Consider the following 15,085-nt stretch of genomic DNA (forward strand, 5'->3'; position numbering starts at 1 on the left):
AAAAAACCGCCACTGACAGAAAGCCGGCGGGACGTTATGCACAATTTTACACAAAAATGAGGTCAAAATTCAAATCGAGTTCTATTCTACTTATTATAATTATTAATTTTCTTTTCGGAATTTTATTTTGGGCTGTATTTTTTAAAGCTGGACATAATCCTTTAACAGAAAAATTTTGGGCTAATGAAAGCGCAAGAATTGCTGGAATTACAATACTAACGTTAGAAACATTAGCAATATTCCTAATTTTAAAATTAAGAGTGGTAGTAGTCGAAAAAGATAAAATAATTATAAAAAATTTACTAATTCCTTTTTTGAAAAAAGAACGGTTATTCACATATTATGATTATTCAAAAACAATTGACCAATATTCTAAAGTTGGAACTTACGAAGTGTTATGGTTAATCAAGAATGATAAATTAGAAGATCAAATTTCGAGTTTTAACTATTCAAACTACAACAAAATAAAATTTGAGATTAAGGTAAAACATAAAGGAAAGCTAAAAATCAACAGCTTTAAGCAATTATTTTGCGAAATGGGAATGAAAATATAAAAACTGTGCATAACAGCGGTTTTATGCAATGGCGGGGCTTGGGATTTTTTTGGAAAGTTTTTGCTCGCACTTTTTGTATTAAAATTCACGTTTTTCTTTCACTCTTTTCGGTATATTTGTAAACGTCAGTAATAAAAAAATCCGCCACTGACATAAAGCCGGCGGGACGTTGTGCAAGAGTTGAACCAAACTTGGGTAAATAGAAAACTCAAAAAAAACTAAAAAATTGAAATTAACAAAAAACAATATAATTAATAGTATTTTTATAATTGGTTGCTTAACAATTCTAATTGCACAATACGATGGCTCACAACGTGAAAATTATCTGAAGAGCAATTATGCTTTTACTGTCGGCAAAACTATAAGATATTCAGGATCTGATGATGGAGGAAACAATTATATTAAATATAGATATTATGTTGATAGTTTGACATACTTTCATTTGGTTCTTGATGATTATGAAAAAGGTAAGCCTTTAAATAAATTTTTCAAAGTAAAATATTCTAAAATAAAGCCAGAAATTAGCGAAATGTATTTAACTGAAGAAATAATTGATTCAGTTCAAATTGTTAAAGCGGGATTCAAGTATACAAACAATTAAATAAAAATTTCAAACTTTACTTAAAGAAACAACCCTCGCACAACAGCGGTTTTGCGAAATTTGGGCAGAAGTGTTTAATGGGAAGATCTTTTTGTATATTTGGCTTAAGTCCGAATGGAAAGGTTTGGGGCAATATAAACCCAAACTTCGCAAAGCCGGCGGGACGTTAACCGCCATTTACCACAACTAAAACTTAAAAATATTGTCTAATGTTTTGGGATAAATTTAGAAAGCATAAAAAGAAAGAGTTTAAATGTCCTACTTGTGGAGAAACTCATGATGAGTTACCAGCAATTGGATTCAGAGCTCCTTATCATTACGACGTTTTAAGCGAGAACGATAAAAACGAAATTGCAGAACTTTCGGATGATTTTTGTATCATTTCTTATCCCGATCAAATTGATAGGTTTATAAGAACTGTTTTGAGTATACAAATTAATGATGCTTGTGAGAATTTAGAATATGGAGTTTGGGTTTCGGTTAGCGAGAATACTTTTAATGAATATAAATTAAACTTTAAAAAAGACTCTGAACCGAAAACTTACTTTGGGATGATTTGTAATGAAATTATAGATTATGAAGAATCTACCCTTAATCTTCATGTAAATATCGAAACACGAAACGAAGGTTTACGTCCAGAAATAATTCCTCATAATGCAGAACATAAATTAGTTTCTGACTGGGAAAATGGAATCACAATTGAAGAAGCTGAAAATAGAGTTGAAAAAATAATTTAAACGGCGGTTAACAGCGGTTTTATGCAATGGCGGCGCTTGGGATTTTTTTGGAAAGTTTGTGCTCGCACTTCTTGCATAAAAATTCACGTTTTTCTTTCACTCTTTTCGGTATATTTGTAAACGTCAGTAATAAAAAATCCGCCACTGACATAAAGCCGGCGGGACGTTAGCTGTAATAATCTCAAAACGGAACGAAATGAAGAGACTAAGCCTTTTTTTAGCTATATTATTATTTGGTTGTTCTCAAAAGGAAAATGAACTTGAAAGTATTGAGATTATGTCATATTATTATAACTATGATGAAAACACAAAGTTATTCGTCGATCTTGATGAATATTCAAAAATTTATACAAATGGAGATGTAGAAATCATAAAAAGGGTAAAACCATTTGAGCCAAAATATATCTATTTAAAGTCTAAAATTGACACCAAAATAATATTAAATATAGGAGAAACAAATAAGTCTCTCAACGATGAATACTACGAATCAAAAATAGATACAAATAGATTGGATGTTTACGATGGTCCTGTAATAAGAGTAAAACTAAAATATAAAAACGATAAAGTTATAAGTTTCACTTATGAGCAAACTGACAAATATGAAAATGATTTGAAATACTCCTTATTTCTAAAAACTCAAAAAGCAATATCTGATAATTACAACAAAAAATATTACGAGATTATTGATTCTATAAATATTAAAAAAAGTCAAAAGGAGTTTGAAATCTTTGCATTTAGAAAAGACACATTAAGCTTACCCATGCCGCCAAAGCCTATTGATCCAAGTGAGCAAATAAAATTTCCACCGCCAAATAAATAAAAAACAAATTATTACTACAGCTAACAGCGGTTTTATGAAATGGCGGGGCTTGGTGATTTTTTGGAATGGTTTGGTGATTTTATTTCTTCTTTTCATTCCGCTATTTCTTTCAGTCTTTTCGGTATATTTGTAAACATCAGTAATAAAAATTCCGCCACTTCATAAAGCCGGCGGGACGTTAACGGCAATACTACATGACGAAACGCTTAAATAAAATCTCAATTATCCTAATTCTATTAATTACAAGTTGTAATAACTTACGTAAAAATGATAATATTGAAAAGACTGACAATGAGCCTATTCAAAAAAAATATCAAGAAATTATTCCAAATAAGTTAGTCTATGAATTTATAAATAATGTTCTCTTGAAAGAAAACAAAATTTATCAGAGTTGCGAAAATTTGCTAAACAAAAACTATTTTATAGATATTAAAGGAGATTCTACCTTAATTTCTAAAATCGACACCTTATTTTCAAAAGAAGACAAAGACTTTATCAAAGCTCAGTACTTGAATGCTAATAACTTTGTTTTAGATCCAAAACTAATTAAAGAAAAAAAGCTTATCAAACTTGATACTACAATAAATTCTAAAGAAGATCTTAAAAGGTTTTGGCAGAACGTAAATAAGAAATATAATTGTGTTGGTTTTATTAGGGTGCCAATTTTTAATAAAAAGAGAGACACAGTTATAGTTCAAGTAAGTTATAATTGCGGTGCCTTTTGCGCTGAAGGAGCGACTTACATATACAAACTAAATGAAAACAATCGTTGGGAATTACTGATTACTTTTGATAAATGGATTAGTTAACAAGTACAGCCGTTAACAGCGGTTTTGTGAAATGGCGGGGCTTGGTGATTTTTTGTAATGGTTTGGTGATTTTATTTCTTCTTTTTATTCCGCTTTTTTCTTTCAGACTTTTCGGTATATTTGTAAACATCAGTAATAAAATTCCGCCACTTCACAAAGCCGGCGGGACGTTGTATGCAAGTTTAGCCGAACTGAACGAAAATGAAACGAATAATTCTAATAGTATTTTTAATTACTTTCTCTAAAATCTATTCTCAAAAAATTGAGAAGAAAATTGGCGCATACAAAATAACCGAAGTGGGATACTCTTTTGATAACGAAAATGAGAAAAGAAAAATAAGCAAGTCTGAATTTTACTATAATGATTTCGGGAAAATTCTCGAAAAAATCACATACGGAAGACACCATTACAATAAGTTAAATATCATTGGAAGAATTGAACAATTCTATTACAATAAAGACAAACTTGAGTTATCTAAAAGTTATTCTTCAAGTTGTAAAACTTGCGATTACTACCAGCTTTATACAAAATACATTTATGACGAAAACAATGTTTTAATTAAGGAAAATAGTTATTATAGTGAAAATGATTCTTTATTTATGACGATTAGTTATGTAGTCAAACCAAATTTAAAGGAAACTCATTTTAGCGAATCAACATTTTATCAAAAAATTTACGATTCGCAAAACAGAATAATTCAACTTAATCAAATTTTTGAAGACACGAAAAAAATAAGATGGCAATATCTATATGAATATATTGATAGTTGTAAAATTGGAAATTTCCAAACCTATTATGGAGACGGAAGAGAAAACTATAAACAAGAGATTGAATGTTTTGATTCGCAAAATAGAATAATTTCAAAAGAAATTATTGATGGTTCCAAAACAAAAATTCTATATTTATATTCGAAAGAAGGTCTACTAAAAGAAATAAAGGAATATCAAAGTTTTAGTGATAGAGAATACAAATTAAAATATATCCTCAAGTTTAAAATTAAAGGTAAAACTGCAAAACTAAATGGTGAAATCCTTAGTAAAATAAATACCGAACTAATCGGAGAATAAAACCAGCATACAACAGCGGTTTTGTGAAATGGCGGGGCTTGGTGATTTTTTGGAATGGTTTGGTGCTTATTTTTCTTCTTTTCAATCAGGTTTTTTCTTTCAGACTTTTCGGTATATTTGTAAACATCAGTAATAAAATTCCGCCACTTCACAAAGCCGGCGGGACGTTATAAGCAAGCTTGGAAAAACTTTGAGGAAAACATCGTCCATATTTTTTTTACTTTGCTGTTTTCACTTAGTGAACGGTCAAACAAATCGGAAAATTTATTTTTCGAGAGGTCATAATTATTCGACAGTTTATAGCTATTACGTAACTGAACTAGTACTTTCTTCTGATTCAACGTTTGTGGAATTTTACTATAAGCTTCCTAGCAAAAAAGTTTGGAAAAACTATAAAAAATATGAACCCAAAATAAGCCAAGGTCAAATTTCAAGAAATGGAAAATTATATACTTTAACTGAAATAATTGATAGCAAAAAATCAGAAAAAATTAGGTACGCAAAATTTACAAACCGAAAACTTCTATTCTATTTAAAAACTAAAGATGGAAAGTTGGAAAAACTTTATTCGATGAAAAGAAAATCATAAAGCCTGCTTATAACAGCGGTTTTGTGCAAACGAGGGTTTTGGGATTTATCGGTAAAGGCTTGGTGTTTGCATTTTCTTCTTTCTTTTGGGCTTTTTCCTTTATAACTTTTCGGTATATTTGTAAACATCAGTAATAAAAATCCTCGCCTGACACAAAGCCGGCGGGACGTTATGCGACATTCTATAAAAACGTTGCGTTTAAACAACTATTAGCATTTTCAAAAATGACTCAAAAGCAAAAAATACTTTATCAAAAAATAGATGAAATACTTTGGAAAAGTTGGGATCCAATTGGACTTAATGATAATGAAAACTGCCGAAGCGAATATCAAAGCTATACTCGATACATTTTTAAACTAAAAGTTGAAGGTGCTGATAAAGTTAAAATTTCAAACCATTTGCATCAATTAACGACGGTAAGCATGGGATTAAGTGGAAATAAAAAACATTGTGATGAAATTGCTCAAGAAATATTTGATTTAAAAATTTGAAAGAACGTCGCATAACAGCGGTTTTAAGAAATGGCGGGGTCTGTGCTTAATGGAACGATCGGGAATCAAAAGTCTTTGCTCCTATTCAAGTTTTTTCTTTCAAACTTTTCGGTATATTTGCCAACATCAGTAACAAAAATCCGCCACTTCTTAAAGCCGGCGGGACGTTAGCTGCTATTACTACTCACGCGATGTTTAAAACGAGTTGTGCAAAACTAAAATGAAAGTATACATACATATATTATTTATTATATTTAGTTTAAATACTAAAGCTCAAAGTGTTGAAAATATTGACTTTGCGAATGATTATTGGTTTGTTTTAAATAAAGAAGTTGATTTTATTAAAACTGATACAATTACACTTTATAGAATGATTAATATAAAAACAGAACCCAAAAAAGATCTGTTCGTTTCTCCAGAATACTATTATAAAAAAAAAGATGGCTTGACGGTTTTGCAATTTATTAATGATGGAAAACTATATATAAATCCATATCGAATAGGAGACAGAATAATTTTGTGGAAATGGAAATATAGTTCCTCAACACAAATTTTGAATATTGATGTACCAGGTAAATTAAAATCAAAATTTAAAATTTTTCAACTATCCAAAACTTCAGAATCTTGGAAATACAAAATGTCTGACGAAATAATAAATTTAGACGCTGAAATCGAGAAACTAGTTTTGTATAAATTGTAACAGCAGCTAACAGCGGTTTTGTGCAAGTGGGGTTTTAGGGATTTATCGGTAATCTTAGTGTTTGCATTCCTTCTTAAAATCACGTTTTTTCTTTCAAACTTTTCGGTATATTTGTAAGCGTCAGTAATAAAAATCCCCGCCTGACACAAAGCCGGCGGGACGTTAGCCGTCAGTTTAACCAAACGAAGTGAAACTACCTGAATATTAAAAGCTTTGCGACAATTATATTATTAAAAATAAAACTTAACTATGGATATTTTTGAAATACTTGAAGGTCGTTTTATACTTAACTATATTGGAGGGACTTTAAGATATATTTATGGCAGTATTTGGAGAACAATATTCAATAAACCTAAGTTTACTTACAAGGAATACATTTATGGTCCCAAAAAACCTGATTATTATGATGAATGGGGACATGAATTTAATAATCGAATGATTGCCGGAATATTTTTAATATTCATTTTTATTTTAATAGCAAACTATTTTCCAATATGGTAGTTAAAAATAAAACCGAACGGCTAACAGTGGTTTTGCGAAATTTGGGCTTGGGTGTTTAATGGGACGAGCTTTTTGTATATTTGCTTCAGTCCTAATGGAAAGGTTTGGGCATATATAAACCCAAACTTCGCAAAGCCACGGGACGTTAGCAGCAAATTATTTAGAAAACGCGCATAAATGAAAAAAGCCTTATTATTATTAATCCTAGTTTATACTCTACAAACTTACTCACAAAATGAGTTAACGTTTAAGATAGAATATAAACCAGAGCTGATTTATAACCAAACTTCTGAAGTATCATCAAAAAAAACTACTACATATTTAGGACCTGAGGAATATCTTGAAAAACGAAAAAAGGAAGGAAAAGACAACCCAAAAATAAAATCAAGTAATTCAATTGTTAAAACTGTCCACAAAACTGGGAAATTAAATAATGATATTTTCACATTATCCGTAAAATACGAAGGCTCAGGACAAGGAATACCGAAAGATGGTGCTACAATTTACGGCGATGTAAAAAAAGGAGCTCAACCAAGGTTTTTCTCAATTAATGCTTCAAATCTAGACGATAAAGCTAAAATAGAATTACTTAAACGTCTTAAAATGCAAATCAGTTATCTTCTTTTTTCTGAGCATAAAGTAAAAGTTGGCGAAACCATTATTGAAGAAAAACCAGAAGAAATAATAGAGAATCAATACAAATTTGATTTAAAAAATACTTTTAAATTCACATTAAAAAAAATTATTGATAACAAAGCCTTTTTTGATATTAATCAAACTTTTTCATTTACATCTTCCCATCCTGAAATGGCAAAAAATAAAACAACTGGAAATGGTATTGGCACAATGATTTATGATATTGAGAATAACTTTATCCTTTTATATGAAATAAAAACAGAAACGCAAATGGAAACTTCTGATGAAAATTCAAGTGAAAGAGTTTTAATGGAAGATTTCCAAAGAATTAGTTGTGAAATTGTAAAAATATAATCTGCTGCTAACAGCGGTTTTATGAAATTGGGGCTTTAGGGATTAATGGAACGAACTTTTTGTATATTTGGCTACAGTCCGAATGGAAAGGTTTGGGAACATATAAACCCCAACTTCATAAAGCCACGGGACGTTAGTGGCAAGCTTGGAAAAACGACGCGAAAATTTCAAAATAGAGAATAAAAATAGTGATGGAAAAAAGAAACAATTTAAGTGACATGAAGACAAAAATTAGACTATTGCCAACAGATTTAAAATTGCTATTCTGGTTTTCGATATCTTTCTTTTTTACATTCACATTGTTAATGATCTTTGCTCGTGAGCAATTGTATGAAGAAATAATTCCTTATACTGGATGGTCTCCAGGAAATATCTGTTTTTTCTTGGCTTTCATCATTGCCGTACCGAAAACCTCAATAGAAACTACCGAAAGTAATCTTGTGAATTTCACTCGTATTAGATATAAAGTCGTTTTGCTTTTAGGAATTTATTTGGTTTTTGGAATTTATGACTGGTTCGACTCGGCACCTGAGTTCTACAATCATACAAATCCTTACCTAAGATACGATTCACTGCGACCTCTTTATACCATCTTCTTACCATTATTGTGGACTCTAATAGTTGGTTGGCCAATAATGAAGGATTTTTTAGAAAGAAATCAAAAGCTTCGATTTAAATAAATATTAAGAACTTATTGAAATAAAGCCAGCCACTAACAGCGGTTTTGCGAAATTTGGGCGTGAGTGCTTAATGGAAAGATCTTTTTGTATATTTGGCTTAAGTCCGAATGGAGTGGTTTGGGGCAATATAAACCCAAACTTCGCAAAGCCGGCGGGACGTTAACTGCAAGCATGGCCAAACTTTACGCTAAAAATCTGTCGGATAATATTACTTAAAAAACTATGATGAATACTAATCGTATAGAAACATATTTTGAACTTGAAGATTTAATTGAAGCTGATAATTCCAATCATAAATTAAAGGATATTGCGGAATTGTTTTTGACTGCAATGAATGATTGGCCAACGTACAACCAAGTTCGTATTGATGAATTTATCAATGAGTTAAAAGAACATTTTGGCGAACCTTTATCGATAGAAAAAATTACAGCAAAAAAACTTAAAATGGATACTCAAAATTCCTGGAGACATGAATCAGGAAGTTCAATATGTGAAATGATTGAACTTTCTAAATTGCATTACGGTGAAATTGATTTTGACAAAATCATAGCAAATATCTTTGACTATTATGGGAGTTTAGAAATTAATAATAATTAGACAACAATGCCAGCAGTTAACAGCGGTTTTGTGCAAGCGGGGTTTGGGTGTGTATCGGGAAGAGCCGGTGTTTGCATTTCTTCTCCGAAGTGAGGTTTTTCTTTTATTCTTTTCGGTATATTTGCAAACATCAGTAACAAAAATCCCCGCCTGACACAAAGCCGGCGGGACGTTAACGGCAATTTTACCAAACAAAATCGTTAAAAAATGAAATTCAAAAACTTCAAATATTTTGGTGACAAAAATACTTTTGCAATTCGTTATGCATCTAGTGAATATTCTGAAGACCATGCATATTGTAACTTAATATTAGGGGGACAAGTTATTGGATATGATTATGAAGATTGTTACCTTCCTTTTTGGAGGGCTAAAATCGAAATTATAAAAGACAATATAAAATTTCATTCAAATTCATTATACCATCATGAATTTGATAATAGAACAGATAGAGAAATATTTGAATTAATATTCAAAGCAAGTAAAGAATATGATGACGATAATAATGAGTATGGTTATTTACCAGTATTAGAATATGAAATTTGGCATTATTGCAGTATTTCAATAGATAAAACTACTGATTCATATTTTGTCACTATGGCGGCCGATAATGATTGTGACAAAATTAAATTCATTTGGGAAGGCTGGATAGAACCTTGTCCAAATGAAAACATTGGAAAATTATTTTCTGTAACTGTTGACAAAGAACTTGTTATTGAAGCTATGGAAAAATTCTTAGCGGAAGTTCACAAAGATAAATAAAAACAGCCGTTAACAGCGGTTTTGTGCAAGTGGGGTTTTAGGGATTTATCGGCAATGGTAAGTGTTTGTATTCCTTATTAAAATCACGTTTTTTCTTTCAGTTTTTTCGGTATATTTGTAAACATCAGTAACAAAAATCCCCACCTGACACAAAGCCGGCGGGACGTTAGCCGTAATTTTTGCGTGACGAAAAGGTAAGACATTCAGGGATATTTATTTAATTTGTAGAAAAAAAACATGATAAATATTTACTGTTCAACAAAACTTTCAAACATTATAAAACCTGAAAAATTTACATTGAGAAATTCTGATGCAGAAAATGATTGGAGTGCTCATTTATTTCCAGTTGCAGGAAGAAAATGTGTGATTTTTGTAAACAAAGAAACTTTATATAGTGTTGTATTAATTGATATCCTAAAAAAGGACTTACTAAATCTACAAGTTATTTTTACAGAATTTTTAATTAAACAACTTGAGATTAATAAAATGCTTACTCCGAAATATGAAAATTTCATCAGGGAAAACAATAAAATCATGAATATCTATACAACGGACAATGATAGAAAAACAATGGGATCTTTAAATGATTTCATTTCACATATTAAAGCTTCTTATGATTATTCTGGAGACTTAGATAAAGCAAAAAAATATGTTGTAAAATATTTAAACACAATGCCAAGCAAAGTTTTAAAGTTTCACACACCAAATGATATGATGATTCAAAAAATAAAAAACTACGGCTAACAGCGGTTTTGTGCAAGTGGGGTTTTAGGGATTTATTGGTAATGGTCAGTGTTTACATTCCTTCTTAAAATCACATTTTTTCTTTCAAACTTTTCGGTATATTTGTAAACATCAGTAACAAAAATCCCCACCTGACACAAAGCCGGCGGGACGTTAGCAGTCAGCTTGTGAAAAATGGAATCTTAAAAATAAACCCGAAAATTGTAAAATGGTTTCAAAAATAAGTATTACAGAATTTAAAGAACGTTTAAAAAATAACACTAAATATGGACCTCCAAAAATTAAAGGAACTCCTTTTGCTATATTTACACTATTTGGAGAGTCAAATAAGATTTTTTTTGGAACTTACAGTAAAACAAAATTTGAATTAACTAAAAACTCAACATTGTTTCCAACTGTACACATTATTTCTGGGGAAATTAAATCAATTGAAAATAATAAAACCGAAATAAATTACGTAGTAAAACCAATCGGATTCGGATATTATTGGAATAAATATATGCCAATAATTGCCATTCCAATATTTAATTTAATTCTTTACACAAATTCATTTCCACTCAAAGCATATAAAATAATAAATCCAGTCATAGTTGGTATAGCAATTTTATGCAATTTTCTAGTATGGAGAAATAAAAACAAACTTATAAATCATTTTGAAAAAGTTTTTGAAATAGAATCTTAAAAAGAAAAAGCCGAACTGCTAACAGTGGTTTTGCGAAATTTGGGCGTGAGTGTGTGTTTGGAAAAGTTTGTGCTCGCACTTCTTGCATAAAAATTCACGTTTTTCTTTCACTCTTTTCGGTATATTTGTAATCAACAGTAACAAAAATCCCCAAACTTCGCAAAGCCACGGGACGTTAGCAACAATTAAAAAAAAAAAACGAAATGGACAAAATAACTATTTATCAATACTATAGATTTGGTTTCAACTACAGAATTCTACATGACAATAACATTGATTTAAGTAATGAAGTACTTTTCGGAAGGTTTGAAGAATATCTAGAGTTTATCGATGATTTACACTTAAATGTCACAAAGAGTGCAATTAAACAGACAAAACTTAATGTTGAAATTGAAAAATTAAAAAAATTAGCAAAAGCAGCAAAAACTAAATCGCTAACCGTCGATAAGGCTTTGCATGACTCACTTAATTCTAAAGTTTTAAAAATAGATACTGTTTTAGATGCAGAACTTGGTACAAAAATTGGGTATATATTAGACGAAAAAAGGCATTCAAATGAAATTTTAACAGAAAATATCGACAAACTCTTTAATAAAAGTTATTATGAAGCACTCCCAACTATTGCACAATATGATTTTAAAGAAAGTGGATTATGTTTAGCTTTTGATAGATATACTGCATGTGCATTTCATTCTCTAAGAGGAACAGAAGATGTGTTAAAATGGTATTATAGTTTAACACTTTCAATAACTCCCACTGAAAATGATACATGGGGAACATTTGAAACTGCTTTAAAAAATGCAATCACTGCCAATACAATTACACCACATCCATCTGAACACTTAATGATTAATATTGGAAGTATTCGTAAATATTACAGGAATAAAACCCAACATCCTCAATTAACATATTCATCTGATGAAGCTCAAGATTTACTTTCTCTTTGTATAAAAACTGTAAATGAAATAATGACTGATTTAAAAACAAGAGGTCTAATTTAACTGTTGCTAACAGTGGTTTTGCGAAATTTGGGCTTGAGTGTTTAATGGGACGATCTTTTTGTATATTTGACTTCAGTCCGAATGGAAAGGTTTGGGGCAATATAAACCCAAACTTCGCAAAGCCACGGGACGTTACCAGCAATTAAATCACAACATTGCGTAGAAAGTTTGGCTTAAAATTTAAAAAGTAGAATTAACAGAAATGACAGAACTAATTGCAATATTAATAGCTTCAATTTTAGTCGGCAGCCTTATCTACTTTTTTCGATATAAAAATAAAGCGAAACCAAAAGTTGGAATAAAAAGGAATAATTCTTCAGATTATTTTGAGGACTACAAAGAATTAAAATTATATTGGGGTTCTATATTCTTAATTATTATTGGTGTTGTTGTTTTGCTTGCAATTGGAATTATGGAGCTAGCTTTTATGTAATTTTGTTCTAAACATAAAGTAAAACATAAAGAAAGAAACGAAACCATACAAACTAAAAATTATCTATTGTATAATTGAGTTAAACGTTTCAAGTAGTTTAAAAAATTAACTGCTGGTAACAGCGGTTTTATGCAATGGCGGGGCTTGGTGATTTTTTGGAATGGTTTGGTGCTTTAATTTCTTCTTTTCATTCAGCTTTTTTCTTTCAGTCTTTTCGGTATATTTGTAAACATCAGTAATAAAAATTCCGCCACAGCATAAAGCCGGCGGGACGTTAGCAGTAACCATAAAAAAACGAGAATGAAAAAAGATCATTTGCAGTTAATATTCATCATTATATCTCTGCTTCTACTTTCTTGTGATTCAAAAGAGGGTACACAACATATTAAAAATAATCCATCTGAATCAGAAGTTATATTCTTTAGAGAAAATGATCCTGCAGGATTTACTTCTGATATGAAATTGACTTTAAAAGCTGAATTTGATGAATGTGGTGAGTGGGGCGGTCACAAAGAAGAAATGGTTATTTATATAAAACCAAAAAAAGGATTCCATTTAGACTATCGCAAATTTTCAGTCAATTGTGATTCAATGGACGCATTTTTAAATGCACCAATCCAAAAACTTGAAACATCTAAAACAATAAAATTGGTCGATGCAAATAAAATTTCGATTTCAAATTATTTAAACAGAATGCTAAAGTCGAAAATTAATGAAGGATTCCCAGGTCATGCTGGAAATTTATTTTCAGCAATTACATCAGATTCGACTCTCATAATTAGCGTTTATGACTATAAAAAAATAGATATTGAAAGTTATAATAAGCTACAGCGAGAATTAGGTTTTTTACCGACAGTCATCAAAAAAAATGATTAACAAGGAAAAATGGCTACTGCTAACAGCGGTTTTGTGCAAGTGGGGCTTTAGGATTTATTGGTAAAAGGTCAGTGTTTGCACTTCTCTCCTATTTTTCAACTTTTATCTTTCAAACTTTTCGGTATATTTGTAAACATCAGTAACAAAAATCCCCACCTGACACAAAGCCGGCGGGACGTTAGCGGCTATGATAAAAAAACTGAGCGAAATAGGAATGAAAACAAAATTTATTATATCACTTTTGGCATTATCTTTTTTAATTTCTTGTGAGACACCTGCAGGTGGAAGTGGAACTGTTATGAGTTTAGATGGCAACTTCACTCCTATCCAAAATGCGGAAATAATTTTAACATTAGATAATCAAAATGTTGACACGGTTTACACTAATAATAAAGGTAATTTTGACACTTTCATTATTGCAAGTTGTGCTATGGGATGTCCTGATTCAAAATTATTAATACGAAAAAATGGTTTCGAAAACAAGGAGTATAACATAACTCAAGAAGAAGAAATTAATCCAAATTTCGACCACGATGATATTAAAATATTTTTGTCGCCGAATAAATAATTCTAACAATCACAGCCGCTAACAGCGGTTTTGTGCAAGTGGGATTTTAGGGATTTATCGGTAATAGTCAGTGAATATTTTTCTTTCTCCGAAACAAGTTTTTTCTTTCAATCTTTTCGGTATATTTGTAAACATCAGTAACAAAAATCCCCACCTGACACAAAGCCGGCGGGACGTTAGCAGTAATACCGAAAAAAATGAGCGTTAAAAAAGAGTTTCGAGTTATAATTCCCGAAGAAAACTATCAAATTATTGAATTTAGACAAGAAAACTTGCCTGGAATTGGGGTTATAAATTTAAGCTTAGTTGATTTTGAACCAAAAGAAGTGTTTTCATGGCATTGCTCAATAATGATAAACTTTGAAAATTTTATCGAAAACGGAATGCCAACAAATGATGATGTTTTAAGAGCTGAAAAATTTGAAGATTTTTTAAACGAAAATATCAAAGGTGTAGATAAAGAAAAACCAAACGCACTATTTTTAGCTAGGATTACGTGGAACGAAACTCGAGAACTAATTTGGAGAGTTTATGATGCTAAATTAACTAACGATTTTTTAGAAAAAATAATTGAGGAAAATAACTATCCGTTTGAGTTTAACTATAGAATTGATGACGATGAAGATTGGGAATTAGCAAAATGGCATTTAGGAAGCGTAAAATAAGGTACTACTGCTAACAGCGGTTTTATGCAATGGCGGCGCTTGGGATTTTTTGGAAAGTTTTTGCTCGCACTTTTTGTATTAAAATTCACGTTTTTCTTTCACTCTTTTCGGTATATTTGTAAACGTCAGTAATAAAAAATCCGCCACTGACATAAAGCCGGCGGGACGTTATCTGCAATAACTAAAAAACTGCACCTGAAAAAAAAATGAGAGAATATTA

Annotated in this window: 20 protein-coding genes; all 20 read left to right on the plus strand. The window is 30.6% G+C overall.

Features of this window, described 5'->3' with window-relative positions; translation table 11 throughout:
• Positions 1-554 (plus strand): hypothetical protein (locus FCR2A7T_RS03245; RefSeq protein ID WP_035117161.1); only part of this gene is annotated, 554 nt, incomplete at its 5' end.
• A 226-nt stretch (positions 555-780) separates the two neighbouring features.
• Positions 781-1,155 carry a hypothetical protein gene (locus FCR2A7T_RS03250; RefSeq protein WP_035117163.1) on the plus strand — a complete coding sequence of 125 codons (375 nt, stop codon included), beginning with the start codon at positions 781-783 and terminating at the stop codon, positions 1,153-1,155.
• A 209-nt stretch (positions 1,156-1,364) separates the two neighbouring features.
• A complete protein-coding gene (locus FCR2A7T_RS03255) occupies positions 1,365-1,892 on the plus strand; it encodes a DUF2199 domain-containing protein (RefSeq protein ID WP_023569845.1) in 528 nt (175 codons plus the stop codon).
• 196 nt (positions 1,893-2,088) lie between these two features.
• Complete coding sequence (locus FCR2A7T_RS03260; protein WP_023569847.1) at positions 2,089-2,712, plus strand: hypothetical protein; 624 nt, start codon at positions 2,089-2,091, stop codon at positions 2,710-2,712.
• A 194-nt stretch (positions 2,713-2,906) separates the two neighbouring features.
• Entirely contained in the window at positions 2,907-3,521 is a 615-nt protein-coding gene (locus FCR2A7T_RS03265) for a hypothetical protein (RefSeq protein ID WP_023569849.1), read from the plus strand.
• Positions 3,522-3,722: 201 nt separating this feature from the next.
• The gene (locus FCR2A7T_RS03270; RefSeq protein ID WP_023569850.1) at positions 3,723-4,589 is read left to right on the plus strand and encodes a hypothetical protein; all 867 of its coding nucleotides are present in this window, start codon (positions 3,723-3,725) and stop codon (positions 4,587-4,589) included.
• Positions 4,590-5,402: 813 nt separating this feature from the next.
• On the plus strand, positions 5,403-5,669 hold the full coding sequence (locus FCR2A7T_RS03280; RefSeq protein WP_023569854.1) for a hypothetical protein: 267 nt from the start codon (positions 5,403-5,405) through the stop codon (positions 5,667-5,669).
• A 220-nt stretch (positions 5,670-5,889) separates the two neighbouring features.
• A complete protein-coding gene (locus FCR2A7T_RS03285) occupies positions 5,890-6,369 on the plus strand; it encodes a hypothetical protein (RefSeq protein WP_023569855.1) in 480 nt (159 codons plus the stop codon).
• Positions 6,370-6,618: 249 nt separating this feature from the next.
• On the plus strand, positions 6,619-6,870 hold the full coding sequence (locus FCR2A7T_RS03290; RefSeq protein ID WP_035117167.1) for a hypothetical protein: 252 nt from the start codon (positions 6,619-6,621) through the stop codon (positions 6,868-6,870).
• A gap of 177 nt (positions 6,871-7,047) precedes the next feature.
• Positions 7,048-7,860, plus strand: a complete 813-nt coding sequence (locus tag FCR2A7T_RS03295; RefSeq protein WP_023569856.1) for a hypothetical protein — start codon at positions 7,048-7,050, stop codon at positions 7,858-7,860.
• 191 nt (positions 7,861-8,051) lie between these two features.
• Positions 8,052-8,540, plus strand: coding sequence for a hypothetical protein (locus FCR2A7T_RS03300; protein ID WP_023569857.1), 489 nt, complete (start codon positions 8,052-8,054; stop codon positions 8,538-8,540).
• 222 nt (positions 8,541-8,762) lie between these two features.
• Positions 8,763-9,137, plus strand: coding sequence for a hypothetical protein (locus tag FCR2A7T_RS03305; RefSeq protein WP_023569859.1), 375 nt, complete (start codon positions 8,763-8,765; stop codon positions 9,135-9,137).
• 207 nt (positions 9,138-9,344) lie between these two features.
• Positions 9,345-9,896, plus strand: a complete 552-nt coding sequence (locus FCR2A7T_RS03310) for a hypothetical protein (protein WP_023569860.1) — start codon at positions 9,345-9,347, stop codon at positions 9,894-9,896.
• A gap of 237 nt (positions 9,897-10,133) precedes the next feature.
• On the plus strand, positions 10,134-10,640 hold the full coding sequence (locus FCR2A7T_RS03315; protein ID WP_023569861.1) for a DUF6933 domain-containing protein: 507 nt from the start codon (positions 10,134-10,136) through the stop codon (positions 10,638-10,640).
• A gap of 208 nt (positions 10,641-10,848) precedes the next feature.
• On the plus strand, positions 10,849-11,322 hold the full coding sequence (locus FCR2A7T_RS03320) for a hypothetical protein (protein WP_023569862.1): 474 nt from the start codon (positions 10,849-10,851) through the stop codon (positions 11,320-11,322).
• 203 nt (positions 11,323-11,525) lie between these two features.
• On the plus strand, positions 11,526-12,323 hold the full coding sequence (locus FCR2A7T_RS03325; protein ID WP_023569863.1) for a hypothetical protein: 798 nt from the start codon (positions 11,526-11,528) through the stop codon (positions 12,321-12,323).
• A gap of 202 nt (positions 12,324-12,525) precedes the next feature.
• Positions 12,526-12,756 (plus strand): hypothetical protein, encoded by a 231-nt coding sequence (locus FCR2A7T_RS03330; protein ID WP_035117171.1) that lies wholly within the window; start codon positions 12,526-12,528, stop codon positions 12,754-12,756.
• Between the two features lie 300 nt (positions 12,757-13,056).
• The gene (locus tag FCR2A7T_RS03340; protein ID WP_023569865.1) at positions 13,057-13,632 is read left to right on the plus strand and encodes a hypothetical protein; all 576 of its coding nucleotides are present in this window, start codon (positions 13,057-13,059) and stop codon (positions 13,630-13,632) included.
• Between the two features lie 214 nt (positions 13,633-13,846).
• Positions 13,847-14,200, plus strand: a complete 354-nt coding sequence (locus FCR2A7T_RS03345) for a hypothetical protein (RefSeq protein ID WP_131473142.1) — start codon at positions 13,847-13,849, stop codon at positions 14,198-14,200.
• Positions 14,201-14,397: 197 nt separating this feature from the next.
• Complete coding sequence (locus FCR2A7T_RS03350) at positions 14,398-14,865, plus strand: DUF695 domain-containing protein (protein ID WP_023569867.1); 468 nt, start codon at positions 14,398-14,400, stop codon at positions 14,863-14,865.
• Positions 14,866-15,085: the final 220 nt, after the last annotated feature.

The sequence above is a fragment of the Flavobacterium cauense R2A-7 genome (assembly GCF_000498475.1).
In the GTDB taxonomy this organism is placed as follows: Bacteria; Bacteroidota; Bacteroidia; order Flavobacteriales; family Flavobacteriaceae; genus Flavobacterium; species Flavobacterium cauense.